This window comes from Streptomyces sp. NPDC004629 (assembly GCF_042873595.1).
GTDB lineage: Bacteria > Actinomycetota > Actinomycetes > Streptomycetales > Streptomycetaceae > Streptomyces.
On the sequence record NZ_JBIALO010000057.1, the window covers coordinates 1 to 24,794 of the forward strand.

Here is a 24,794-nt window from a genome sequence, read left to right on the forward strand (position 1 = left end):
ACCCCCCAGGTCATGCCTTCGACAGGGGGACACAGTCATGCCGGGCCCGGAGGCCAGCGGCCCTCTTGCAGGACCGCGAAAAAGATAACGGGGGGTCAGTCCTGCGGCATTACGCGCACCGACGCGGCTGGAAGGCGGACTCGGACCTGGTCTCCACGGGCCCAGACCCGGTGCGCGCCACTGTGCACGAGGCGACTGTTGACCTCGCCGACACCGGGGACGTTCAGCGTGTACTCACTGGCGTTGCCGAGGTACACGACATCGAGGACGGTGCCGCGCAGCGGGCCTTCGGCATCGTCGATCAGCACGCGTTCGGGCCGGATCAGCGCGGTGCACGCCGCGCCGGGCGGCAGGTCGTGCGCGACGGTCGCCACGACCGTGTCCCGGCCGAGTGTGACGTGGTCACCGTCGACCACGGTCGCCGTCAGGGCGTTGTTGTCGCCGAGGAAGTCCGCGACGAACAGGGTGGCGGGGGTGTCGTACAGCTCCGCCGGGGTGCCGGCCTGCTCGATCCGCCCGCGGTTGAGGACCGCCACCTGGTCCGACATGGACATCGCCTCGTCCTGGTCGTGGGTGACGTACACGACCGTGAGGTCGAGCTGCCGTTGCAGGTTGCGGATCTCACGTTGCAGTTGCAGGCGCAGCTTGCGGTCCAGGGCACCGAGCGGTTCGTCCATCAGCAGCACCGGCGGGTTGAAGACGACCGCGCGGGCGACGGCGACGCGCTGCTGCTGGCCGCCCGACAGCTCCGCCGGGTAGCGGTGGGCGCAGGCGCCGAGCTGGACGAGTTCCAGTACGGCCTCGACCCGCGCGGTGACCTCCGCGTCGCGCGTGCGGCGCATGCGCAGGGGGAAGGCGAGATTGTCGAAGACCGTCATGTGCGGGAACAGGGCGTAGTTCTGGAACACCACTCCGATGTTCCGCTCGGAGGCCGGCACGTGCGCGATGTCGTGACCGTCGACGAGCACACCGCCCGCGGTGGGTTCGACGAAGCCCGCGAGCATCATCAGTGTGGTCGTCTTGCCGCACCCGGACGGGCCCAGGAGCGTGCAGAAACTGCCGGCCGGTACCTCCAGGTCGATGCCGGCGACGGCCGTGGTGTCCCCGTACGTCCTGGTCAGGCCACGCAGGGACACCGCGCCGGGCCGAACCGAGTCGGCCGCCTTCCCGCCTGCGGCTTCGCCGCCCCTCAGCCTCTGGAACGCAGTTGTCACGTCTTGCTCCTGTTCGTGGGTCGCGAGGCGGAACGCCGGATCCGTCCGCTGAGGAGCGGGGCGAGGCCGACGGCGAGAGCGGCGACAACCATGATCGCCACGGCCGCCGCCGCGATCGTCGGATCGCTCTGGACCGTGAGCGAGTTGTACATCTGGACCGGCAGCGTGGTGACGTTCACTCCGGTCAGGAAGATCGCGACGGGAGTCTCGTCGAACGAGGTCGTGAAGGCGAGGAAGGCGGCGACGGTGATCGAGGACGTGAGCATCGGCAGGACCACCCGCCACAACTGCTGGCGGCGCCTGGCGCCCAGGCTGGCCGCCGCTTGTTCCAGGCGCGGGTCGAGCTGCCGTGCGCTGGCATGGACGATCAGGAACACGAACGGCATGGCCAGCGTGGTGTCGGCGAGGATCAGGCCGATGCGGGTGTCGGTCAGATAGAGCGGCAGGAAGGTCAGGAAGAAGGCCGCGGAGGCCACGACGGTCGGGAAGAGCAGTGGCACGATCATCAGCGTGCCGGCGGCGTCCCCGAGCCTTCCACGGGTGCGGCTGACCCCGATCGCGGTGAGCGTGCCCAGCACGGTGGCCAGGATCGCGACCGCCGCGGCGATCTCCAGCGAGGTGACGAACGAGCGCAGCCAGTCGGCCGAGAGGAGGTTCGCGTACCACTGCGTCGACCAGCCGGGGGGCGGCACGACCATCGCACGGGATGAGGACAGGGACACCGGGATCGCCACGAACTGCGGGAGCAGCAGCGACAGGGCGACCACCAGGCTGAACGCCTTGACCACCCATCCGGCCTTCGACAGTCCCAGGGCGTCCAGCGGCCGGGCGAACCAGGTGACGACGCGGAGGACGCGCCCGCCGGCCGGTCGGCGCGAGCGCGCCCGCAGGCCGGCGGTGCGCGGTGCCGCCAGTGCTTCCAGGCTGCCGCCGAAGCGCCACCTGTACAGCAGGACGACCACCAGCACGCACAGGGCCAGCAGGACCGAGGCTGCCGACGCGAAGCCGTAGTCGGCCTGTTGCGTCACCGCGTCCTGGATCGTCACGCCTAGCATGGCGCCGGCATTGCCGCCCAGGATGACGGGGATGACGAACGCGCCGACGCCGTAGACGAAGCACAGGACGACACCGGCCTCGATGCCGGGCCGGGTCTGCGGCAGGTAGACCTGTGCCCAGGCCGTGGCCGGGCCCGCGCCCAGACTGCGGGCCGCGGGCACCAGGTTCGCCGGCACCTGCGACATCGCGCTCATCAGCGGCAGGATCATCAGCGGCAGCGTGAAGTGGGTCAGTCCGACGGCTACCGCGAACGGGGTGAACAGCATGTCGTACGGGCCCAGGCCGAGCGATGACGCCGCCCTGTTGAGCGGGCCGTCCTGACCGAGGACGACCTGCCAGGCGAAGGTACGCACCAGGACGCTGGTGACGTACGGGGTGACCACGCACAGCGTCAGGAACGTCCGCCAGCGCCGTCCTGCGGTGGCCATCACGTAGGCGACCGGGTAGCCGAGCACCAGACTGAGGACCGTCGCGATCGCCGAGATCTCCAGCGTGCGCAGAATGGTACGAACGTATCCGGCGTTCTCGAAGAGGGTCCGGTAGTTGTCCAGGCCCGGTGTCGGCTCGGTGAAGCTCTTGACCAGCAGCAGGCCGAGCGGGACGACGTACACGACGAGCAGGAAGAGCACGCCGGGGACGGACAGCCAGGCCAGGCCGCCGCGCCGGACCGGCCGACGTCGCGCGGGCCCAGGGACGGCGGCGTCCGGGACGCTGTCGGTCAGGGAAGTCATCGCCTCCTCCTTTCGTGGCGTGGGTGCCGCGGCGTCAGGGCGCCTGGTAGACCTCGCGGCCCGCGATCCATGTCGACGCCACGGTGAGCGCGCCGATCTCGTCCGCCGGGACCTCGGTGGGGTCCCGCGACAGCACGGCGAAGTCGGCCGCCTTTCCCGCCGACAGCGAGCCGAGTTCGGCCTCCCGGCCCAGGGAGTACGCCGCCCATGTGGTGTACATCCGCAGCGCCTCCTCCACGGAGACCGCCTCGTCGGCCTCCAGCACCTCGCCGTCGTTCACCCGCCTGGTTACGGCCGTCTGCATGGCGGGGAACGGATGGTGCTGGTCGGCGGTGATGCCGATGGCGTCCGAGTTACCCGGGACGGGCAGGCCCTGGTCGATGAGCGTCCGGAACGGCATGACCGGACCGATGCGGTCGCGGCCGAGGTGCTTGATGTAGCCGGGGGCGGTGGTACGCAGGAACGCCGGCTGGGGCACGGGGACGATCCGGGCCGTGACCAGGCGGTCGATCCGTTCCTTGGTCATGAACATGTTTCCGGCATGCTCGATGCGGTGACGCGGCGCACCGCGGCGTCGGTCGCCCAGGGCCTCGATCGCCTCGATCGCCTGGTCCAGGGCGCGGTCGCCGATGGCGTGTATCGCTATCTGGAGGCCGGCCTCGTCGGCGGTCCGAACGAGTTCGCGGACCTCCTCGTCGCGGTAGGCGAGTTCGCCGCGGTAGCCGGGTTGGCCGGGGTAGTCCTCGTAGAGGGCGGCGGCGCCCGCGGTGAGGCCGCCGTCGAGAAATATCTTGACCCCGCTCAGCCGCAGCCGGTCCGGATCGAGCCCGGCGAACCGCTCGGCCAGTCGCCCGGAGGCGACGTCCCGCGCCGAGGCGACCACCGGCAGCTTCGGGTACAGCGAAGCCCGCAGGACCAGCCCGCCGGAGCGCTCGACGTCCATGAGCGCGTCAAGCCCCTCGGCGTGCAGCACGATGTCGCCGAGGGCCGTGACTCCCACACTGAGGTAGCGTTCCTGCACTCGGCGGATGCCCTCGGCCAGTTCGGCGGGCGCCGGCTGCGGGCCGCCCAGCGGCGAGAACATGTCGTACGTGCGCCCGGTCGCCTCCCGGGTCAGCGGATCGCGCTCGATGCGCCCGCCCGGAGCGTCGGGGGTGTCGTCGTCGACGCCGAGCAGCTCAAGGCCGAGGCTGTTGAAGACGTTGAGGTGGTAGCTCGCCCGGTACATCACCGGGTGGGTGGTGCTGACCCGGTCGAGGTCGTGCTTGTCCGGGTAGCGGCCCTCGGCGAGTTTATGGTTCTGGTAGTGCTCCCCCATGCCCATCACCCAGGTCCCCGCGGGTGTGCGGGCGGCGGTCCGGCACAGGGCGTCGACGATCCCGTCGATGGAATCCACCCGTGAGGACCGGCAGTCGGTGGCGATCTCCCAGGCATAGGCCATCAGGTCCAGGTGCGAGTGGGCGTCGATCAGGCCCGGCACGATCGTGGCGCCCGCCATGTCGACGGTCCGCGTGTTCCGGCCGTCGGCCGGCACCGACTCGGTGGAACCGACGGCGGTGATGATCCCGTCGCGGAAGCCGATCGCCTCGGCACGCGGCTGCCGCGGATCCATCGTCAGGACGTTGGCGTTGACGACGCGGACGTCATGGGGCTGTGTCACTGCTGCTCCTGGACGAAGGAAGGGAACGCGCGGACCGGCTCGCGGGTGGCTGTGGAGATCTGCACGGTCTTGGTATCGAGGAACTCCTCGACTCCGGCCCGGCCGCGCTCGCGGCCGATGCCGCTGGCTTTGACGCCGCCGAAGGGCAGCGCGGGCTCGCTGACCAGGGCGCAGTTGACGCCCACGGAGCCGACGGCGAGCCGGCGGGCCACGGCCAGGGCGCGGCGCTGGTCGGCCGAGAAGACGTAGCCGGCCAGGCCGTACTCGGTGTCGTTGGCCAGGGCCACCGCCGTCTGTGCGTCGGGGCAGCGCACGACGGCCAGCACGGGACCGAACAACTCCTCGGCGAAGACGGCCGGCTGCGCACCGGACGATGCGGCCAGGACGGCCGGCCGCAGAAAGACGCTCTCCGCGGTCTCCCGAATCCGGCCGCCGCCGGTCAGCAGTCGAGCTCCCTGCGCGACCGCGGTGCGGATCTGTTCCTCGACGCGTTCCACGGCCGCCCGGTCGATCAGCGGACCCAAGTCGGTGTCCGGGTCCCCCGGGTCACCGACACGCAACCGGGATGTGGCGGCCACCAGTTCGCTGGTGAACTCCTCGGCGACGGCGTCGACGACGTAGACCCGGTTGGCCGCCACGCATGTCTGGCCGGCGTTGCCGAACCGCGCCCGTACCACCTGTTCCACGGCGTGGCCGACGTCGGCGTCCTCCAGGACGACCGCAGGCGCGTTGCCGCCGAGTTCGAGCAGCACCCGCTTGATTCCCGAGGAGGCCTCCCGGGCGATGAACTCGCCGACGGCGCGGGAGCCGGTGAAGCTGACGCAGGCGACCGCAGCACTGTGCAGCAGGACGTCGCTCACCCGGCGCGGGTCGCCGGCCGGCAGGACGTTCAGGACGCCGGCCGGCAGTCCGCCGCGGTGCAGCGCGGCGGCGATGGCCAGGGCGGTCAGCGGCGTCTGCTCGGCCGGCTTGAGCACCACCGTGCAGCCGGCCGCGAGCGCGGCACCGACCTTGCACGCGACCATGAACGCCGGGAAGTTCCAGGGGGTGATGGCGACGACAACGCCGACCGGTTCGCGCAGCACCAGGGCGTCGCGGTCGGCGGCGACGTCCGGCCACGCCTCGCCGGTCAGCCGCAGCGTCTCGTGGCCGAACCACTCGAAGAAGCGAACAGTGCTGGCCACTTCGCCACGTGCCTCTGCCAGTGGCTTGCCGGTCTCGGCCGACAGCAGGACGGCCAGGTCCTCGGCGACCGCCCCCAGTTCGGCCACGCCCGCCCGCAGCGTCTCGTAGCGCCGCCAGGCGGGCATGGCCGACCAGGCGTCCAGCGCCGCCGCGGCGGCCGAGACGGCCGCGGACGCGTCGTCGGCGTCGGCGTCGCCGACCGCCGCCAGGGTCTCGCCGGTCGCCGGTGCCCTTACCTCGAATCGTTCGGCGCGGGCCCGGTACTCGCCGCCGACGAAGGGCCCCGGCGCACGGCCGACGAGCGCTTCGACCACCGTGCGTGTCGCGGTCATCGGCCGGGCACCTCCTCGGCGGGCGACACGTACTCGGTGTCGGCGACCGGGCCCGTCCACGCCACGTCGCCGAAGTGCAGTACGAACTGCACGAGTTGGCTGTGCTCGGAGGCCCCGTGCCAGTGCTCGACGCCCGGCTGGGTCCAGCACACGTCGCCCGGGCGCAGGATCGCCCCCTGGCCGTCGCGCTCCTGGATCCAGCCCTCGCCGGCCAGGGTGTAGAGCAGCTGGCCGCCGGGATGGCTGTGCCAGTGCGTCCGGGAGCCGGGCGCGAAGAACATCGTCAGTGCCCGGGTGCCGTCCTGGTCCATGACGATGTCCGACCACACGGTGCCCGTCGTGGTCGCCGAGCGCATTGCGCTGACGCGTCCGGTGGGGATTCCACGGCCGATGTACACCTCAGTTCTCCTTCGCAGCGTCGGCCAGCATGCGGCGGCCGGCGTTGTAGCCGGTGACGCCGCTCATGAAGTTCCCCGGCCAGCTCCCCACGCCGCACAGGTACAGGCCAGGCACGGGGGTGCGGTAGTCCGAGCAGCCGGGCATCGGCCGGGAGTCGAAGACGCGCCCGGGCACGATGTCACCGTGTGCGCCGTTGCCCTCGGGCAGGGCGAACTCTCGCTCCAGGTCCAGCGGGGAGTACACGTGGCAGCCCGCCAGGATCGAGGGCAGGTTGGGGATGTGCTCGGTGAGGGTGTCGACGACGGCCTGACCCAGTGCGTCCTTCTGGTCGTCCCAGGTGCCCTCGGTGAGGTGGTAGGGCACGCCGCGCACGCTGACGCTCACGAAGTGGCAGCCCGGCGGGGCCAGCGACGGGTCGTGCGCGGAGTCCATGATCGCGGTCACGGTCGGGCGGCGCGACCATCGTCCGACGGTCGCTTCGTTGTAGGCGGCCTGGAGGACGTCGATACTCGGTGCCACCCGGAAGTTGCTGCCGCAGAACAGTTCGTTCTCCTCGTCCGAGGTCGCCGCCGCGAAGCGTGGAGTGCCCTCCAGCGCCAGGTGCACCTTCGCGGACGACCCCCTCATGACGATGTTCGAGGCCAGGGCGTGGGGCTCGTCGCCCAGTTCGGAGGGCGTGAGCATCTGGGTGAGGGTCAGCTTCGGGTCGGCGTTCGACAGCACGCGCCGGGCGCGCAGCTCGGTGCCGTCGGCGAGCGCGACGCCGACGGCCCGGCCACGTTCGCAGATGATCCGCTCGACGTGGGCGCCGGTGCGGATCTCGACGCCGAGGGCCTGGTCGGACCGTGCCATCGCCTGGGTGACCGCGCCGATCCCGCCGACGGGTGCGGCGTTCTTCATCATCAGTTCGTTGTCGTCGACCGTGCCGACGCTTCTCATGGACTCCTCCCACAGCGGACGTTGCAGCAGGAGGTAGGCGCTGCCCGGGGTGCGGGGGCCGATGAGGTTGGTCGCGACGGCGGTGCCGGCGAAGAACGCCTGCAGCTCGGGCGAGTCGAGGTACTCCTCCAGGATGTCGGCGACCGGGCCGAACATGACACGGTCGAAGGCGTGCCGGTCGGCGGGTGTGGTGAAGCGGTTCGCCACTTCGGCCAGTGTCGGCGGGTCGTCGTAGAACGAGACCGCCATCCGCCGTGCGACCGCGGCGAAGAACTCCAGCACGCCGAAGAACCCGTCCACGTCCTTCGCGCCGCGGGCGAACCTCTCGATCTCGGCCCGGCGGCGGCCCCGGTCCGGCCACGGGGCCAGTGCCCTGCCGCCGTCGAAGAGGGTCAGCGAACCCAGCTTCGGCCGGCGGAAGCGCAGTCCGAACCGGGTGAGCCGCATGTCGTGCTCGATGCGGGGGTCCAGGCTGTGGCTGGAGTTCGCCACGCTGCTGCCGCGGTAGCCGGGAAAGATCTCCTCGGTGACGCAGGTGCCGCCCACGATGTCACGGCGCTCCAGCATGAGCACCGACCAGCCTGCCCGCGCGAGGTACCAACCCGCGACCAGGCCGCTGTGACCGGCGCCGATGATGACTACGTCGTACGTCTTCGCCATGGTTCCTCGTCCGTGGGAGTCCGTGAAACGGTGCAGGGTGCTCAGCCCAGGGGAGTGATCACACGCGAGGTGATGCGCCAGCCCTCGGGGTCCTTGCGGAGCGTGTCGCGGTACTCGGCGCTGGTGATCACACCGCCGGTGCGCAGGGTGAGGGCCTTCATGACGCAGTTCGCATGTGTTCCGTCGTAGTCGGTGACCAGGACGTTGGTGATGTGGTGGCTGACCGCTGGGCTGGCGATGCCTTGGAACGCCTTGATCAGTTCCGCCAGCCCGTCGGCCACGAGCCGGCCGGGGTTCTCGAAGTGGACGTCGTGCGCGAAGACCTCGCCCATCCGGTCGTAGTCGTGCGCGTCGAGCACGTACGCGACCCGCGAGACGGTGTCGTTGATCTGCACGATGTCCTCCGCACGCGCCGTGTCAGCGGGCATCGGGATTCTCCTCCTGCGACGGGACGTCGCGTGTGACGTACGGCTTGGTTCTGAAGACGCTGCGACGTCGCAGCGCACGGAAGAATGGCGCAGCGCAGGCGCCTTGCGCTTCCACTGTGTGGAAGTTAGTGTTTCGCGTGGCAGAAGTATTTACACGGGTTCGGTCCGGGGTCAAGCGGCCCGGCGGGAAACTCCGGACGGTGAGAGGACAAGCGATGAGCAACCGGACGACGGATTCGCAGAGCGTCCGGTCGGTGACCCGGGCACTGACACTGTTGTCGGCCGTGACGCGCGGGCCGAAGACGCTGACGAAACTGGCGCAGTACGCCGACGTCAGCCTCAGCACCGCCTCACGGCTGCTCGGGACGCTGCGCCAGGCCGGCTACGTCACTCAGGAGGAGGACGGCACGTACGTTTCCGGCCCGGAGATCACCGCGCTGATCTACTCCGCCGACCAGTGGTCCGGGGCGCGCTCGCTCGCCACCCGCGCCACCACGGCACTGCGCGAGGTGCTGGACGAGACCATCGCGTTCTTCGTCCGCGCCGGGAACGAGCGCGTCTGTATCGAGTCCGCGGAGTCGAGCCGCCTGGTGCGCCGCGTCTGCCAGCCCGGAGAACGCGGCCCGATCCATGTCGGTGCGGCAGGCAAGGCCCTGCTCGCGTTCGACCCCGAGGGCCTGGCACGGTTCGAACTGCCGGGCGGCGCGACGACGTTCGAAACCCCAGGCGGGGAGCGCAGCCTGGACGACCTGCGCACCGAGTGCGTGGCGATCCGCAAGCGCGGGCACTCCTACAGCGCTCGCGAGACCACCGACGAGTCCTGGTCCGTCGCCGCACCGGTCTTCCGCGGCGGCGTGCTGATCGGCGCGCTGACCATCGTCGTACCGCTCACGCGGTCGGACGACATCTACGTCGTGGAGGCCGCGAACGCCCTCGTGGCGGTGGCCGAGAAGATCAGCGGCCCCTGACACCGGCGCCGCCAGGGCCGTCCGCTGTGTCGGCGAACGCCATCCAGCCCGCACACCCCGGGGCGGCAGGCCACGGATGTGGTCCTTGATGGGCGGGAGGCCGTTCCCGCCTGCTCAGCACTGACGACGAGGACTTCGCCGTGGCGACGACCACCACCCGACCGGTCAAGCTCGGGCGGCCCTTCACCCGCTGGTCACTGCGCAAGCTCGTCGCCTGCCTGCGGAAGGTCGACGGCCGGGTCATCCGCATCGGCCGCGAGGCATTACGCTGCCTGCTCGCCCGCACTCGGTCTGTCCCGGGCCCGGACCGAGCCTCCGAGGTCGGTCACGCGAAACGTGGCCGCGCGGAGACCATTACGCGCAGGAGCGGGGGTGGTTCTGGTCGCGCCAGGCCCGAGGCGAGAGTCCGTATGCCTGTTTGAACACCTTGCTGAAGTGGGTCGCGTCCACGAAGCCCCACCTTCGTCCGATCGCTGCGATGGTCCGCCGCCGGCCGTTCGGGCCGGCCAACTCTCGCCTGCATTCCGCCAAGCGGTGTGTACGGATCCAGTCTCCCAGGCTGATGCCCGACCCGGACAGCACAGCGTAGAGATGACGTACGGAGATGCCGTGTGCGGCGGCGATCCGTGCAGCCGACAGACCGGGGTCGGCCAGGTGTGCCCGGATGTACTGAGTGATCCGCAGGCTGAGTGTTGCCTCCAACGGGCGTTTGGCAAGGCTGGAGTTGCCGTACTGGCACGTCAGGACGGCGCGGAGGAGTTCGACGCTGGGCTCCACGACGGCGTCTGCGTGCACACCCTGGTGCAACTCGTCGCTGCCGGCCAGTTGGGAGAAGTAGGTGAAGGCGAGAGGCGCAATGGGGTTGTCGGGCCCCAGGATGACTGAGCTGGTGTCTCGCAGCAGCCGGTCGGGGAGCGCGAGTGCCGCGCGGGGGAAGCGCAGGAAGTGGTGGTCGACTCCCTCGTCGAAGAGAAGTGTGTAGGGAGCGATCGATTCGTAGACGGCGAATTCCCCCGGTCCCAGTACACACTCGCGTCCGTTCTGCGCGACCAGGCTGGTGCCCGTCACCTGCAGGCCGAGGAAGACAGCAGGCTCCTCGTCCTCCCGGGCCAGCCGTTCCGTACGACGGATCGTGACCGCGGTGGCCCGCGCCGAGCAGATCCTGAGGGGTCCGACGGTGCCGAGCCCTATGCGAACGGAGAGGTCCTCAGCGGGAGGACGGTGATCGATGTCGACCGCCACCACGGATTCCCACACGGCGTGCCGGACCACTTCCTCCCGGTCACGCGGCGCTATGAACGCGGTGTCCAGAACCGGGCTCATGAGGCAGACCTTCGTCTGCATCGGCCATACAGCCGGCCTGACCACACCTCGGTCCGTTCCCCCACAAGCGCCCCCCGACACGGACAGTTCCCGGCGCCAGCTTGGCAGGATTCGATCCCGCTGCGCAACGGCTTCGACAGGCGCGCGCAGGCCGTCGCCTGATGCGGCGTCAACTGAGGCGGTGCGCTACTGACACATTTCCCTGCACGGATGACAAAGTCCGAAGCCCACGATGACTCTAAGGTCCATGGGCGAGGTCACTGAGACGACATCACCGACCGGAAGGATCGCATCGTGCAACACGTATCAACGACGCTCCGCATGCGGATCGGAGTGTTGGGGGCTCTGGCTCTCCTCTTCGCCGCCGTCCTGACGGCCAGCCCGATGATGACTGCACCGGCCCACGCCGCCTACGGTCCGTGCAACACGACGGTGAAGCGCACCGATGGGCTGGGCGGTACTGGCAATTACTACACAGTCCCCGCGCGCACCGGTAACGGTCTGAGCTGTTACATGCAATATCAGACGGGCAGTTCAAACGCGGTGACGGCGCTGCAGCGAGCCATCCTTTTGTGCTACAGCGGCACCTATGCCGCCAATCGGATCAGCGCCACCGGAGGGGCAGACGGGGTCTACGGCACCGGCACGGTGGATGCCGTTCGGTGGCTCCAGGCCAACCGTCTCGGCGTGAGCGCCGACGGCGTCTACGGGCCTGCGACCCGTGGCGAGATGCTGTGGCCGTTGTATTACAAGACCGGTTCCTTTATCAGTTGCCTCAACCCCGGGTTCTAGTCAACACAACGTCCGTTGACGCCGACCTCTGTACCCGAGGTCGGCGTCGACGTCTGCAGTGCAGGCCAATATCGCAGGCACCGGCACTCATGCCCCTCAGCGGAAGTCGCCCTCGCCGGTGGCCGGGGTCGGCGGTCGGCGGGAGGTGGTCCTCCCGGTCGACGACGGTGACGTTCAGCCCGGCTACCGGATGGGCGAACAACTCGTCGACGTACTGGCGTGGCTCTGCTGCTCGATGCAACAGCAGATCACCGCCAGCCATACGCCGAAGGCGCTGGACGCGATCCAGATCCACGGAATTCGACGCATGCGGGGCATGAAGGTTCTCTCGGTGTGACGGGGGACGGTCGGACCGTCTAGTACAGGGTGAAGTCGTGCTGGGGTCCGCGCTCGGCCTCCGACCGCGGACCGAAGAAGCGCCGGCCGGAATTCCCACAACTCGTTGCCGTAGCTGCGGAACCACTGGCCCTCGCGGTCGTGCCACTCGTACTGGAAGCGCACGGCGATTCGGTTGCCGTCGTACGCCCAGAGGCTCCCACGAGTGTCCGTGACCAGCCGCGCAGCCCCATGTGTCTGTTGGAGTCCGCGGCGGCAGGCTCCAGGATTCCTCGCAGACGGGGGGTACCGCGATGGAGCAGGCCCCATGTGTGCCAGGTCCTGCCCATGGGGACATCCCCATGGGCACGACCTGGACTGACGCGCGGTTCGACGTGCCGGCTGACGCACGCTGCGCCGCGCGTCCTGCGACGCGCGGCGCAGCTCACGGCGCGGACGGCCTTCATCCTGCCGTCACTTCACCGCGTCGGCGAACAGCGGCACCACCTTGTCGATGGCGTAGCCGACCGAGAGGACGGAGTTGGTGGCGAAGGACTGGCTGATGTTCTTGTCGTCGAAGACGATGGAGTGGCCCTTCTCCACCGCCGGCAGGGACTTGTAGAGCGGGTCCGACGAGATCTTGGACGCGTCGATGCCGATGGGCGCCATCACGACGAGGTCGGCGTCCAGCATCTGCAGGTTCTCCTCCGACACGGACACCGAGAACGAGGAACCGGCCTTGGCGTCGACCTTCGGGTTGTTGGTGAAGCCCAGCTGCTGCACGAAGTTGACCCGGTCCGTGCCCTTCACATAGGCGCCCCAGCCGACCGAGGTACGGGAACCGAGGGTGATCGTCTTGCCCTTGAACTCGGGGTGCGCCTTCGCGGCGGCGGTGAACTTCTGCTGGGTGTCGGAGATGAGCTTCTCGCCCTGGTCGGCGAGGCCGAGAGCGGTCGAGATCATCGTGGTCTGCTGCTGCCAGGAGATCTTGTACTGGTCGCCGCCCTTGGGCACGCCGAGCGTCGGTGCGATCTTGCTCAGGGTGCCGTACCGGGTCTGGTCCCCACTGGACTTGACGTCGAGAATCAGGTCCGGCTTGAGCGCGGCGATCTTCTCGTACTCCGGCTCCAGCGTGCCGATCTTCTCGGGGCTCTGGTCGTACCGGCCCGTGGCCCACGGGCCGACGCCGTCGCCGCCGAAGGCGAGCCAGTCGCTCTGGCCGACCGGCTGCACGCCGAGGGCGAGGGCGGTCTCGGCGTCACCCCAGCCGAGCGCGACGACCCTCTTGGGCTGGGACTTGACGGTGACGGTACCGAACTTGGTGGTCACCTCGGCGGGGAAGGCGCCGGATGTCTTTGAGCCGGAGGCGTCGGAGGCGTCGGTGCCGGAGTCGGTGTCGTTCGAGGAGGAGCCGCAGGCGGCGAGGGCACCGAGCAGCGCGACGGCCAGGAGAGAGGCGAGCAGGCGCCACAGGCCGCGCCCGGTACGGGCGGTCTGGTGCGAGGACGTGCGAGGCATGAGGGTTCTTTCTGTGTGCGGTTCACTGCCCGGTGGGGGCGGCGCTGATGTGGTGGCGGCCCAGTGGTACGACCATCGGTGTGCCGGAACCGGGGTCGGGGATCACGGTGGAACGCAGCCCGAACACCTCGCGTACGAGGGACTCGGTCACGATGGCGGAGGGCGCGCCCTCGGCGACGACGCGGCCGTCCTTCATGGCGATCAGGTGATCGGCGTAGCGACAGGCCAGGTTCAGGTCGTGCAGGACGACGGCGAGGGTGACGCCGCGCTCCCGGTTGAGGTCGGTGAGCAGGTCCAGCACGTCCAGCTGGTGGCTGATGTCGAGGTAGGTGGTGGGCTCGTCGAGCAGGAGGATGCCGGTCTCCTGGGCGAGCGCCATGGCGATCCAGACGCGCTGGCGCTGCCCGCCGGAGAGTTCGTCCACCGACCGGTCCGCGAGTTCCAGGACGTCGGTGGCGAGCATGGCCGCGGCGACGCCGTCGTCGTCCGCCTTCGTCCAGCGGCGGAACCAGCCCTGGTGCGGGTAGCGGCCGCGGCCGACCAGGTCGGCGACGGTGATGGCATCGGGGGCCACCGGACTCTGCGGCAGCATGCCGAGACGGGCGGCCACCTGTTTCGTGGACGTGGAGTGGATGTCATGGCCGTCCAGGAGGACGGTGCCGGCGGTCGGGGTCAGCAGCCGTGCCATGGCGCGCAGCAGTGTGGACTTGCCGCAGGCGTTCGGGCCGACGATGACGGTGAAACGTCCCGGCGGCAGTGTGACGTCGAGACCGGAGATGATCTCTCGCTCCCCGTAACCGAGACCCAGGCCGCGGGTTTCGAGGGTGTGCGGGGACGCCACCGTGTTCTCCTTGTGGGTCACCGTGCTGGTCTCCTTGCGGCAGATGGGGCGGGGCGGGTCGGGCGGGACACGGTCAGCCGCCCCGGCCCACCCGGTTGGCGCGGGCGAGCAGCCACAGCAGGTACGGGGCGCCGACGACGCTGGTCACGACGCCCACCGGCAGCTGTGTGTGCGGCAGCAGATGCTGGGCGGCGAAGTCGGCGGAGCACACCAGCGCGGCGCCGGTCAGCGCGGAGGGCACCAGCGCCGCGCCCCGGCCGGGCAGGAGCCGGCGCGCGATCGGCGGACTGACGAAGGCGACGAAGCCGATGGGCCCCGCCGCCGCCGTGGCGACGCCCACGAGGGCAGTGGCACTGGCCAGCAGGGCGAGGCGGCTGCGTTCGACCCGGGCACCGAGCCCGCCGGCCGCCTCGTCGCCGAGCTGCAGCGCCGCCAGCCCGCGGGAGGCGACGAGGGTGAGCGGGACCAGGAGCACGGTGCAGCCGAGCAACGGCCAGAAATGGGGCCACGAGCGGCCGTTGAGACTGCCGGTCAGCCACACGAACGCGTTCTGGGCCTCGGTGACCTCCGCCCGTGTCATCAGATAGGAGCGCAGGCTGATCAGTCCGGTGCCGACGCCGATGCCGATGAGCACGAACTTCCCGCCGCTGACCCCGCTCCGCCAGGCCAGCAGGTAGATCGCGGTTCCGGCCAGCAGGGCGCCCGCGAGGGCCCCGCCGGACAGGGCCAGGCCGCTGAGCCCGAACGCCATGGACATCAGGACGGCCGCGGCGCTCGCGCCGGCACTGACACCGATGACGTCGGGGCTGGCCAGCGGGTTGCGCAGCAGCGCCTGGAAGACGGCGCCCGACAGGCCGAAGCAGCAGCCGACGACGAGGGCCAACAGGGCGCGCGGCAACCGGAGTTCGTGCACCACGAACCGACTGCCCGGGTCGCCGCCGCCGGTGAGGACGGCCAGCACGTCGGCCGGGGGGACATCGATGTCGCCGACCATGAGCGACAGCAGCAGCGCGGCCAGCGCGGTGAGCGTCAGGGCGAGGCAGACGGCACCGAAGCGGATGCGGCCGGCTCGGCGGAGCCGCCCGAGCCGTGCGGCGCCTTCGGCGGTCGGCGCGTTCACAGGTCGGCCTTCCGACGTCGGCGGACCAGGACGATGAAGGGTACGCAGCCCACGGCCGCGGTGACCACGCCCACCTGGATCTCGCCGGGGCGGGCGACCACGCGTCCGACGACGTCGGCGACCAGCAGCAGGATCGGGGCGAGCAGTGCGCTGTAGGGCAGGATCCAGCGGTGGTCGGGGCCGGTGATCATCCGTACCGCGTGCGGGACCGCCAGGCCGACGAACCCGATGGGCCCTGCGACGGCGGTCGACGCCCCGCACAGCAGCACGACGCTCGCCGCGCCGACGAGGCGTGCCACGGCGACCCGTTGGCCCAGGGCACGCGCGATGTCGTCACCGAGGGCCAGGCCGTTGAGCCGCGGCCCGAGCGCGAGGGCGAGCACACCGCCGACGGCCACGAAGGGCACCGCCTGGAGGAGCACGTCCAGATCGCGGCCGTCGAGGGCGCCGACCTGCCAGAAGCGGAACTGGTCGTAGGTCTGGCTGTCGGACAGCAGCATGGTGTCGGTGGCGGAGACGAGCAGCGCGGTGGCGGCGGCGCCGGCGAGGGCGAGTTTGACCGGTGTCGCCCCTTCGCGCCCGAGGCCGGCGACGCCGTAGACGAGTCCGGCCGCCAGGCAGGCGCCGAGGAAGCCGAACCAGATGTACTGGGCGGGTTCGGTGAGGGACAGCACGCTCATCGCGAAGACGACGGCGACCGCCGCGCCCGCGTTGATGCCGAGCAGCCCGGGATCGGCCAGCGGGTTGCGGGTCACGCCCTGCATGACGGTGCCGGCGAGACCGAGGGCGGCGCCGGCCAGCAGACCTGCCAGGGTGCGGGGTATGCGGACTTCTTGGACGACGAGTTGGCCGCGTACGGAGCGGTCCGGGTCCAGGACGCCGTGGACGACGTCGTGCAGGGAGACGTCGCCCGACCCGACGGCGAGGCTGAGTGCGGTGGCCGCGAGGAGCAGGACGGCCAGGAGCCAGAGGCCCGCCGCGAGGGCCGACCCGCGGTGTCTGGGGCCGACACGTGTTTCCGAAGTCCGGTCCTCCCGTGCGGCGGCGGGTGCGTTCACCGGCGGGTTGCGCGCCGGAGCGGGCGCTGCCGGGTGGGAAGGGGGCGCATGTACGGGTTCCTCGGGACGGGTAGGACGGCAGACGAACTCACCGGATCGACCGCCTCCGGTTCATAAGGTAAGGCAAACCTAACATTGATAATGTGCTCGGTGTACCTATCCGCCCGACGCACACCATGGGAGTCGGCCTTGCCGCAGACGATCGCCACCTCCGGGAACGGGCCGGACGCCGTGGCCGAGGAGGGCTGGGTCGAACTGGGCTCACGCGCCGAACTGCGCGCACTGCTGGGCGAGCCCGCGCCCGTGGTGATCGAGAAGGTCCACGACCGGCTCACCGACAAGGACCGGGCCATCCTGGCCCGTGCGCCGTTCTGTCTGCTGGCCACCTCCGATTCGCGGGGTGACTGCGATGTCTCCCCGCGTGGGGGCGCGCCGGGATTCACCCACGTCGTCGACTCCGGCACGCTCGCCCTGCCCGACCGGCCGGGCAACCGGCGCGGCGACAGCCTCCACAACATCCTCGACAACCCGCACGCCGGCCTGCTCTACCTGATCCCTGGTGGCAAGGAGGTACTGCGCGTCAACGGCCGCGCCCGCATCCTCACCGACGCCCCGTTCTTCGACGCCATGACCGAGGGCGACCGCCGGCCCACGCTCGCTCTGGTCCTGGAGATCGACGAGATCTACCGCCACTGCCCGCAGTCGCTGCGCCGCTCGGGCATCTGGGACCCACCCTCGTGGCAGGTTCGCTGAGTCCCACACAGTCCGGGCCCACCTCCGTCGAACCGGGTCGAGACGCCAAGAGCGCGAGGTGGCCGACACCGCCTGCGCTGACGTGCATTCTCCACCCGGATGTCGCGGTACTGCCGGTGGTGCGGCGCCCACCAGTACCCCTGGTCGTCGTCGGCGAGCCGACACCCGGGGCGGCGCCACAGGCCCGGCCACACGTTTCTGCTGCGGGACTCCGTTTTGCGAGTCATGCCGGCTCACGAGCGCCGAGCCCGGCAGCGACCCATCCCGGGCCGCAGAAGAACGACGATGGCCGGCAGCCCGTGCCGTTTGTGCTTGGTCCGACCAGCGGTGTCTCATCGGGTGGCCGGTGCGGCCGCGGTGGAGCGCGTCATTTCTCGGCCGGGGTGAGGGCTCGGGGGAGGCGTAGCTGGAAGCATGCTCCGAGGGTCCGGGGGGTGAGGGTGAGGGTGCCTCGGTGGCGGTGGGCCAGGTCGCGGGCGATGGCGAGGCCCAGGCCGGTGCCGCCGTGGTCGCGGGAGCGTGCGTCGTCGAGCCGGACGAAGCGTTCGAAGATCCGCTCGGCGTCCTCGGTGGGCACCCCCGGTCCGTCGTCGTGCACGGTGAGGACGACCCGGTCGTCCTGGTGCCGGACGGTGATCTGGATGCGGTGTGCGGCGTGGCGGACGGCGTTGTCGATGAGGTTGCGCAGCAGCCGTTCGAATTCGTCGGGGTTTCCGTGTACGTATGCGGGGGCGGTGCTGTCGCAGCTGAGGGTCAACGGCCGTTCGGTGAGGGGGTATTGCTCGGTCAGCCGGGAGGCGAGGGCTGTCAGGTCGACGGTTTCGGGGTCGGCTGCGGGGGTGCGGGTGTCGAGGCGGGCGAGGAGCAGCAGGTCTTCGGCGAGGGCCTGGAGGCGGCGGGTCTGTCGTGCGGCGGTGGTGGCCGTGGCGGGCCAGTCGGTGCGTTCCGGGTAAGCGAGCGCGACTTCCAGGCTGGCCAGCAGTGTGGTGAGGGGGCTGCGCAGTTCGTGGGCGGCGTCCGCGACGAAGCGGCGCTGCTGGGCGGCGGCGGTGTCGAGGCGCTGGAGGGTGGTGTTGATGGTGGTGGCCAGGGCGGTGATCTCGTGTCCCGTGGCGGGGACGGTGACGCGTTCGCGGGGGTCGCTCGCGGTGACCGAGGCGGTGAGGACGCGGATGGCTTCGACCGGCCGCAGCGCGATGCGGACGGTGAAGTAGGCGGCGGCGGCGATCAGTACGAGGCTGACGAGGCCGGCCCGCAGCAGCAGGCCGTCGGTGGTCCTGGTGATCGCCTCGGCTGTGTCCGGAAGTACCACCACATAGACCCGCAGGGTGGCGTCGGCGGTGACGCCCAGAGCGGCGGGTTTGTCGCTGCTCAGTGCACCGGCCCAGACATCGGCGTACAAGACCGGGTAGGTCCCGCCGGCCATGTCGAATCCGTTCCCGGGGTTGTAGTCGCGGCGCACCGGTATGCGGATGGGACGGATCGTATAGGACCAGGCCGCACCGTCATCCGGTGGGGCGGAGAGCGCGGATGGGGCGGGCAGCACATGGCGGGTGCCGGGACCGAAGGCGTCCATGCCTCCGCCGGCGGCGACAGCGGTGCGTCGGCCGGTCGCGACGACCTCGTACGGCACGGCGCTTCTGCGGCCGGGAACCGCACCGTCGTTCAGCTGATCGACGAGAGCGAGGAGATGTTTCCGGGCTTGTTCTTCGGCGATCTGCGTGCTCTGGCGGTAGACCTCGCGGTGCACCCACCAGCCGATACCGACCAGGACGACGGCGGCGGTCAAGGCGGCGGCCAGGGCCGCGCGGGCTCGTACCGAACGAGGCCACCAGCGGCGTCGCGGCTCAGTCGTGTTCACGGTCGTCCACCAGCCGGTAGCCGGTACCCCGTACGGTCTGCAGGGACTTCCGGTGGAACGCGGCGTCCACCTTCTTGCGGAGGGCGCTGACGCGCGCCTCCACCAGGTTGGGATCCTCGGCTTCGTCGGGCCACGCGTGATAGAGCAGATCCGTTTTGGAGACCGCCTGGCCCGCCCGGCGGGCCAGCAGCTCCAGCACGGCGAACTCCCGGGGTGTGAGTTCCACCCGGACCCCGGCCCGGCGGCACACCCGGCCGGCGACGTCCAACGAGAGGTCGCCCACGGCAAGGACGGGTGGGACGGCCGCGGCGGCTCGTCTGACCAGGGCCCGCAGCCGTGCGACGAGCACCGTGTAGGAGAAGGGTTTGGCCAGGTAGTCGTCGGCCCCCGTGTCCAGGGCCTCTGCCTGATCCCACTCCCCGTCCTTGGCGGTGAGTACCAGGATGGGTGTCGCGTTGCCCTCCCGGCGCAGCTGGGCGCAGACCTTGTAGCCGTTGAGTCCGGGCAGCATCAAGTCCAGTACGACAAGGGCGTATTCGCCGGTCCGGGCCATCCACAGTCCCTGCCGGCCGTCATGGGCGAGGTCGACGCTGTAGCCCTCGGCGGTCAGACCGGTGTGCAGGGTGTGGGCAAGGTCCACCTCGTCTTCGACCACCAGGATGCGCATGTGGTGCAGCCTCGCACAGTGCCGGCCCGCCTTCCTGATCGGCCGGTCAGGTTGGGTCAGCATCCGGTCAATGAGGTCCCGGCACGCTGGCGGAGTGTCTTCGCCCCTGCTGAAAGGCCCCGTCGCCGATGTCCCTTGATGAACGTGCCCCCGCCGTGGCCAGGACGGTTTCCCCTCCCGTACCCGCCCGTCGACGATCACCGGGCCCGGCCGAAGCCGTTGTCGTCATCGCGCCCTTGTCGCTGACCATCGCTCTGGGACTGTGGGGTATCCGCAGGCAGAACACTCTGTGGGGGGACGAGTCCGTCACCTATCAGCTCGCGCACCGCGATCTTTCGCAGATATGGCACACCGCCCAGCATGTTGATCTGGTCCATGCCCTTTACTACGCCGTGATGCATGAGATCTTCGGTCTCTTCGGCCAAGGACTGCTGACGTTGCGGCTGCCGTCTGTGCTGGCCATGTCCGTGGCGGCGAGCGGAGTCGGGCTTCTGGCGCTACGCCTGGCGGGACCCCGTGCCGGGCTGCTGGCCGGGCTGGTGTTTCCGCTTCTTCCCCAGGTACAGAAGTACGCGCAGGAAGGCCGCTCGTATGCCATGGTCTGTGCCCTGGTCACCTGGGCCACCTATGCGCTCGTGGTCAGCGTCCCGCATCGCGCCCGGTGGCGGTGGGCGGTCTACGGCTCCACCATGCTGCTGGCCTGTCTGCTCCATGAGTTCGCGGTCCTCGCCCTGGTTGCACATGGCGTCACACTGGTCGTCTCCCGTGTTCCACGACCGGTGCTGAGGGCGTGGAGTGTGGCTGCCGCGGGTGTTGTGGCCGGGCTGTTGCCACTGGCGATCTGCAGTGCGGGACAGTCGGAGCAGGTGTCCTGGATCGGCGGACCGGTGCGGCTTCGTTATTTCCTGGTTGTGGCGGTCGTGGGCGTGGCGTGCGCCCGAGCGCCCCTGAGGGTGAGGGGGCCCGTACGGCTTTCCGTGCTGGCGGTGCCGATTCTGGTGCTTCCGGGCCTTCTGCTGCTGATCACCTCACTGGTCAAGCCCCTCTTCGTCGACCGGTATGTGCTCTACAGCAATATCGGAATCGCCTTGCTGCTGGGCGCCTGGATGGACTGTTTCCACCGGCGGCAGCAGTCTCCCCGCATCGCGTGGATCGCGGCGGTTGCCGTGCTGGCCGCGCTCGTCCCGCCGAGCCTTTCGCTGAGGACACCGCAGAGCCGGAGCAATGACGCCACCGCCATCGGCGCCGCCGTACGCAAGGAAGGCCGTCCCGGCGACGGGCTGCTCTATCTCTCCGGCCAGCAACGGATCTTGACCGGGGCCAACCCAGAGGACACCCGTTTCCTGACGGATCTGGCCCTGGCACAGGACCCCGTTTCGTCGAACACACTTGCGGGTGTCGAGCTTCCCGCCCGGGATATTGCGGCACGCATGCTGGAATTCGACCGGATCGTCGCGGTCCGCGCGGTGGGTGTGCACTCGTCGAGCAACCCGCAGGAGGAAGCGAAAACAAGCACCCTGCGGCGCCACTTCCGCGAGTACGGAACAACCCATGTCAACGGGGCGCGAGTCACTGTCTATGTCCGAGACCACGACCCGTCCGCGAAGGCCGGCCCTCGGCCCGACAGCTCGGGAGCGGGCGGTGGGGTGATGAGGTGACCGCGACCGGTGCCGGCCCGGCCGGCACCACCGCCGTCAGCAACTTCCGGCAGTGTTTCGGCTGGGTGAGCCGCGAAGGGGGCTCACCCCGTCCCTCCCGCCGACCAGAACTGCGTCACGTAGTGCTCAATCCCGTCAGGCACGCCGTCTCTGCCTGCCCGCGCGGCCTCCTCACGCCCCGTGCAGTGGATACGGACGCTCCACATCGTCGATGCAGACGGCAACCTGATGTCTTCAAGACCGGGACCGCTCATCGACCACAACCGTACGACCCCGGAGCGGCACTCGATCCGCGCCACCGCGGTCCTGTCCCACACCCCCTCCAGCGGGGGCGGCTCCTGCGCCCAGACCTGGGCGGTGAAGTCGATGATCTGCGTGTGCGCTGCGGTGGTCACATCGACGCGTCCAGGATGCTGGGTGCCGAAGTCCCCGGCTGCGAAACCTTCGGGAAACATCGCCGGCAGCCAAGCGTCATCGGCATCCTGCATGGACAAGCCGTAGTAGTCGACCAGCACCTTGACACGCTGAACATCCAACGGCTCCATGCCGATGATCCTTTCCAGCGGGCCTTCCAGTCACCCCGTCGATCCGGAGTGGGCGCACATCACGCTCGACCAGACCAATTGCCCAGCCTGCCTCATCACCCCAGGCAGCGCGACCAGTTCGCCACCCCAGGCTGCCGGCGCCTCGTCGGCATGCCCGCGTTCACGGTGACGATGGGCTCGCTGCCGACGTACCGCTCCGACGTCGCTCGACACACCCTTAGTGCCCGCTCAGCTGCGCTGTGACCTGTCCGCTTGGAGAGCCCGGCGGAGCGCCTGCAACGGGTACGGGGTCTCCCTGCTCTCGTCCTGGACCTTGACGTAGAAGTCCGTCATCACTGCGGCGAGCGGTGCATGGCGGGAGAGGATCGCCCTGGCCTTTTGCGGTCCGTCCGGCGGGTCCTCCCCTTCCGCGCATGCGCGGATAAGTGCCTCGCGTTCTTTGCGCTCATATCCGTACAGATGCGTGATCAGCCTGTTCACCAGCCAGCTGCGCGTGTAGCAGCGATCATAGGTCCGGTGCACTTCGTAGAAACTGGTCTCGGACGGTGACAGATCGAATTGGGAGGAGATGGCGAGGCCGTAATCGGCGAAGTAGAGGCGTTGGCCGTCGGTCAGGATGTTCTGAAAATGGGCGTCGAAGTGCAAAAGCCCGCGAGCGTTCATGAAGGACGTGCCGGCCTCCAGTTCGCCCTCCACCAGGGAACAGGCCCGGTCGGCAGACTCTTCATCAGCCTGTACTTGCTTGGCAAGCCACTCGTCGAGCGTCTGAGGGATGTACTCCAGGAACAGCGTGAGGCTCGCAGTGGACTGCTGAAGAGCCTCGATACGACGGCGTACCTCCGGCCTGCCTCCCCAATAGGCCACGACCCGCTCCACGTTCGCGAGTTCCTCGGGAAGAGCGGCCGTGTCCGGCAGCACGCGCCAGTGATACATCATCGGGAACCCTTGGTGCTGCCCTCCGAGCACCCAGTTCGTCGTCATGGTGTGAACGGCGAGCTCCCGCCATGCCCCGAAACCAGGCCCTCCACCGACGCCGTATTGGCAGAAGGTGGGAATCCGGAACAGGTTGGCCGTGGAACGCGCATGCTCCGGCAGCCGCTCCATATCCGTGAGCGGCACCCGCTTCACGAAGACCGGCTTCCCGTCAACCTCCAGCAGCGCAGATCTCCCGCCAATGCCAGAGCCAAGCGGCACGGCGGCGTCCGCAAGCTCACTCAGCTGGCGATCACTTCGAAGGGCGAGAGACGTGGAGACAGTGCTGTAGGCGGCCAGGCGTGCGTCTTCTGGCATATAGGGATGTTTGACCGCTAACTGCATCGAATGCCGACCTCGTCTCCACCATGCACGCGAGTGCCCACCAGCTGCTGCCTGCGCACTGTACGTGAAGGTCGATGAGGAGATCAGCGGAGTTGACGCACCGGTCAGGTTGCCGCGGTCCAGCGGCCGAACTTGGTGTCTCCCCCCTGACAAGACCGCAGCCTTGCGGGACGTACGGCTTGGCGGCCACGGCGTCTTGCGGCTGGAGGTAGTAGCCGGCGCCGATGCGGAGCGGGTCGACGGCCGGGGCCGGGATGAACGCGACCAGCTCGATGGCGCGTGCCGTGGTCAGCGGCAGGGATCGCAGTTCCTCCTCCGTGACGGGGATGCCCCGGCCGTCCGGCATCACATAGCCGCGCCCTGTCTCCCCGTAGGTGACCTCGCGGTCCTCCGCTTCGCACCAGTACCGGTTGCCGTTGAAGGTGCTCGCAGGCGTGGCACACCTCCAGGCCCCGAGCGTTTCTGGCGTAGGAGCGCGGCGGTGTCGGGGAGCATCCTGGAGGTATGGCCCGCCGTCGGCTCTGTGTCTCCTGCGGTGCCAGGCTGCCCACGGGTGCGTCGGTTCGGCACCGGCACTGCGACGCGGCCCGCCGGGCTGCCGTCGTCCGCAACACGCGACGGTGTTTGCCTCGTAACCACCTCGCAGTGGGGTGCGGCGAATCGGAGGGCACTAGACGGCTTGCTGGACAGTGCTTACTCGCCGACGGCTCCGTCTATCGCTTCGCGGAGTAGGTCGGCGTGGCCGTTGTGCCGCGCATACTCTTCGATCATGTGGGTGAGGACGTAGCGGAGCGAGATGGTCACGCCGCCGCAGTTGACGGTGTCATCGAGGGAAGCGAAGGAAGAAGCGACTGCGCGGGCGCGGACGCACTCCTCGCGCCAGACTCCGAACGCCTCGTCCACGTCGGCGTCCTCGACGTGGAAGTCGGCGAACGTGCCGTCGACCTCGCCAGGCCAGAGCGGCCTGACGTCCTCGGCGTTCAGGGCGAAGCGGAACCAGCTTCGCTCGACGGAGGCTGCGTGGCGTACCAGGCCCAAAAGTGTGAGCCCTGAGGTCGGGATCGCCTTCTGTTTCAGCTGCGCGCCGGTCAGCCCGTGGCACTTCATGGCCAGGGTGGCCCGCTGGTAGTCGAGGAACGAGGTGAGCGACGCACGGTCGTCGGCCACCTTCGAGGGGTGAATGCGCTGGTCATCGTTCACCAGACGATGATGGCAAGGCCACCCTCCCGCAGGCCACCCCTCGTGCAAAGAGCCGGACACCAACGCCCAGCTGTCCCGCTGCCGTTGAGGCTCGGAGTTCAGTTGCGGGGCAGTTGGGAGTGCGGGGCAGACTTCCTTCCCCAGCGGCTTGATCGGGCTTCAGAAGCCGTATCTCAACCGAACGTGATTCGCTGATTTCTGCTGGTCAGGCATGGTTTCGCTCGGGGTGAGGGAGGCATGCGGCGTCTTATGTC

Annotated in this window: 23 protein-coding genes and 2 pseudogenes; 6 read left to right on the forward strand and 19 right to left on the reverse strand. The window is 69.6% G+C overall.

Annotated elements, in window-relative coordinates; translation table 11 throughout:
- Positions 1-95 precede the first annotated feature (95 nt).
- The 7 genes from ACFYTE_RS40925 to ACFYTE_RS40955 are packed head-to-tail and all read right to left on the reverse strand — an operon-like array spanning position 96 to position 8,604.
- Entirely contained in the window at positions 96-1,214 is a 1,119-nt protein-coding gene (locus tag ACFYTE_RS40925; protein ID WP_388722160.1) for an ABC transporter ATP-binding protein, read from the reverse strand.
- Entirely contained in the window at positions 1,211-3,001 is a 1,791-nt protein-coding gene (locus ACFYTE_RS40930) for an ABC transporter permease subunit (protein WP_388722162.1), read from the reverse strand. Before ACFYTE_RS40930 ends, ACFYTE_RS40925 begins: the two co-directional genes overlap by 4 nt.
- 34 nt (positions 3,002-3,035) lie before the next feature.
- Complete coding sequence (locus tag ACFYTE_RS40935) at positions 3,036-4,661, reverse strand: amidohydrolase (RefSeq protein ID WP_388722164.1); 1,626 nt, start codon at positions 4,659-4,661, stop codon at positions 3,036-3,038.
- Positions 4,658-6,178, reverse strand: coding sequence for an aldehyde dehydrogenase family protein (locus tag ACFYTE_RS40940; protein ID WP_388722166.1), 1,521 nt, complete (start codon positions 6,176-6,178; stop codon positions 4,658-4,660). The genes ACFYTE_RS40935 and ACFYTE_RS40940 overlap by 4 nt, the downstream gene beginning before the upstream one ends.
- The gene (locus ACFYTE_RS40945; RefSeq protein ID WP_388722168.1) at positions 6,175-6,576 is read right to left on the reverse strand and encodes a cupin domain-containing protein; all 402 of its coding nucleotides are present in this window, start codon (positions 6,574-6,576) and stop codon (positions 6,175-6,177) included. The genes ACFYTE_RS40940 and ACFYTE_RS40945 overlap by 4 nt, the downstream gene beginning before the upstream one ends.
- Position 6,577: 1 nt before the next feature.
- A complete protein-coding gene (locus ACFYTE_RS40950) occupies positions 6,578-8,176 on the reverse strand; it encodes a phytoene desaturase family protein (RefSeq protein ID WP_388722170.1) in 1,599 nt (532 codons plus the stop codon).
- A gap of 41 nt (positions 8,177-8,217) precedes the next feature.
- Positions 8,218-8,604 carry a nuclear transport factor 2 family protein gene (locus tag ACFYTE_RS40955; protein WP_388722172.1) on the reverse strand — a complete coding sequence of 129 codons (387 nt, stop codon included), beginning with the start codon at positions 8,602-8,604 and terminating at the stop codon, positions 8,218-8,220.
- 215 nt (positions 8,605-8,819) lie between these two features.
- On the opposite strand from ACFYTE_RS40955, the gene ACFYTE_RS40960 reads away from it, so the two are divergent.
- Both ACFYTE_RS40960 and ACFYTE_RS40965 read left to right on the forward strand, forming a co-directional pair.
- Positions 8,820-9,572, forward strand: coding sequence for an IclR family transcriptional regulator (locus ACFYTE_RS40960; RefSeq protein WP_388722174.1), 753 nt, complete (start codon positions 8,820-8,822; stop codon positions 9,570-9,572).
- A gap of 89 nt (positions 9,573-9,661) precedes the next feature.
- A pseudogene (locus tag ACFYTE_RS40965) lies at positions 9,662-9,856 on the forward strand (IS630 family transposase); the annotation flags it as partial.
- A 70-nt stretch (positions 9,857-9,926) separates the two neighbouring features.
- On the opposite strand, the gene ACFYTE_RS40970 reads toward ACFYTE_RS40965, so the two are convergent.
- Positions 9,927-10,895, reverse strand: coding sequence for a helix-turn-helix domain-containing protein (locus ACFYTE_RS40970; RefSeq protein WP_388722176.1), 969 nt, complete (start codon positions 10,893-10,895; stop codon positions 9,927-9,929).
- Positions 10,896-11,216: 321 nt separating this feature from the next.
- Here ACFYTE_RS40970 and ACFYTE_RS40975 point away from each other — a divergent pair, with 321 nt between their 5' ends.
- The gene (locus tag ACFYTE_RS40975) at positions 11,217-11,687 is read left to right on the forward strand and encodes a peptidoglycan-binding protein (RefSeq protein ID WP_388722178.1); all 471 of its coding nucleotides are present in this window, start codon (positions 11,217-11,219) and stop codon (positions 11,685-11,687) included.
- A gap of 118 nt (positions 11,688-11,805) precedes the next feature.
- Complete coding sequence (locus tag ACFYTE_RS40980; protein WP_388722180.1) at positions 11,806-12,024, forward strand: hypothetical protein; 219 nt, start codon at positions 11,806-11,808, stop codon at positions 12,022-12,024.
- A gap of 19 nt (positions 12,025-12,043) precedes the next feature.
- On the opposite strand, the pseudogene ACFYTE_RS40985 reads toward ACFYTE_RS40980, so the two are convergent.
- From ACFYTE_RS40985 to ACFYTE_RS41005, 5 genes and pseudogenes are all read right to left on the reverse strand, one after another.
- A pseudogene (locus tag ACFYTE_RS40985) lies at positions 12,044-12,227 on the reverse strand (DUF1348 family protein); the annotation flags it as partial.
- 249 nt (positions 12,228-12,476) lie between these two features.
- A complete protein-coding gene (locus ACFYTE_RS40990; protein WP_388722182.1) occupies positions 12,477-13,520 on the reverse strand; it encodes an iron-siderophore ABC transporter substrate-binding protein in 1,044 nt (347 codons plus the stop codon).
- Between the two features lie 22 nt (positions 13,521-13,542).
- Positions 13,543-14,361 carry an ABC transporter ATP-binding protein gene (locus ACFYTE_RS40995; protein ID WP_388722198.1) on the reverse strand — a complete coding sequence of 273 codons (819 nt, stop codon included), beginning with the start codon at positions 14,359-14,361 and terminating at the stop codon, positions 13,543-13,545.
- Positions 14,362-14,434: 73 nt separating this feature from the next.
- On the reverse strand, positions 14,435-15,481 hold the full coding sequence (locus tag ACFYTE_RS41000) for a FecCD family ABC transporter permease (protein ID WP_388722184.1): 1,047 nt from the start codon (positions 15,479-15,481) through the stop codon (positions 14,435-14,437).
- Positions 15,478-16,443, reverse strand: coding sequence for a FecCD family ABC transporter permease (locus ACFYTE_RS41005; protein ID WP_388722200.1), 966 nt, complete (start codon positions 16,441-16,443; stop codon positions 15,478-15,480). The genes ACFYTE_RS41000 and ACFYTE_RS41005 overlap by 4 nt, the downstream gene beginning before the upstream one ends.
- Before the next feature lie 285 nt (positions 16,444-16,728).
- On the opposite strand from ACFYTE_RS41005, the gene ACFYTE_RS41010 reads away from it, so the two are divergent.
- Positions 16,729-17,292: an MSMEG_1061 family FMN-dependent PPOX-type flavoprotein gene (locus ACFYTE_RS41010; protein WP_388722185.1), complete on the forward strand. Its 564-nt coding sequence runs from the start codon at positions 16,729-16,731 to the stop codon at positions 17,290-17,292.
- Between the two features lie 367 nt (positions 17,293-17,659).
- Here the strand turns inward: ACFYTE_RS41010 and ACFYTE_RS41015 are convergent, their stop codons facing one another.
- Both ACFYTE_RS41015 and ACFYTE_RS41020 read right to left on the reverse strand, forming a co-directional pair.
- The gene (locus ACFYTE_RS41015) at positions 17,660-19,153 is read right to left on the reverse strand and encodes a sensor histidine kinase (RefSeq protein WP_388722187.1); all 1,494 of its coding nucleotides are present in this window, start codon (positions 19,151-19,153) and stop codon (positions 17,660-17,662) included.
- On the reverse strand, positions 19,140-19,820 hold the full coding sequence (locus ACFYTE_RS41020) for a response regulator transcription factor (protein ID WP_388722189.1): 681 nt from the start codon (positions 19,818-19,820) through the stop codon (positions 19,140-19,142). The genes ACFYTE_RS41015 and ACFYTE_RS41020 overlap by 14 nt, the downstream gene beginning before the upstream one ends.
- A 128-nt stretch (positions 19,821-19,948) precedes the next feature.
- Between ACFYTE_RS41020 and ACFYTE_RS41025 the strand changes: the two genes are divergently transcribed.
- Positions 19,949-21,478 carry a hypothetical protein gene (locus ACFYTE_RS41025; RefSeq protein WP_388722191.1) on the forward strand — a complete coding sequence of 510 codons (1,530 nt, stop codon included), beginning with the start codon at positions 19,949-19,951 and terminating at the stop codon, positions 21,476-21,478.
- A gap of 83 nt (positions 21,479-21,561) precedes the next feature.
- Here the strand turns inward: ACFYTE_RS41025 and ACFYTE_RS41030 are convergent, their stop codons facing one another.
- The 4 genes from ACFYTE_RS41030 to ACFYTE_RS41045 form a co-directional block, all read right to left on the reverse strand.
- Positions 21,562-22,023 (reverse strand): hypothetical protein, encoded by a 462-nt coding sequence (locus ACFYTE_RS41030; protein ID WP_388722193.1) that lies wholly within the window; start codon positions 22,021-22,023, stop codon positions 21,562-21,564.
- Positions 22,024-22,251: 228 nt separating this feature from the next.
- On the reverse strand, positions 22,252-23,340 hold the full coding sequence (locus ACFYTE_RS41035; RefSeq protein ID WP_388722195.1) for a protein kinase family protein: 1,089 nt from the start codon (positions 23,338-23,340) through the stop codon (positions 22,252-22,254).
- Complete coding sequence (locus tag ACFYTE_RS41040) at positions 23,249-24,001, reverse strand: Ku protein (RefSeq protein WP_388722202.1); 753 nt, start codon at positions 23,999-24,001, stop codon at positions 23,249-23,251. The genes ACFYTE_RS41035 and ACFYTE_RS41040 overlap by 92 nt, the downstream gene beginning before the upstream one ends.
- Positions 24,002-24,033: 32 nt before the next feature.
- Complete coding sequence (locus tag ACFYTE_RS41045; RefSeq protein ID WP_388722196.1) at positions 24,034-24,540, reverse strand: DinB family protein; 507 nt, start codon at positions 24,538-24,540, stop codon at positions 24,034-24,036.
- Positions 24,541-24,794: the final 254 nt, after the last annotated feature.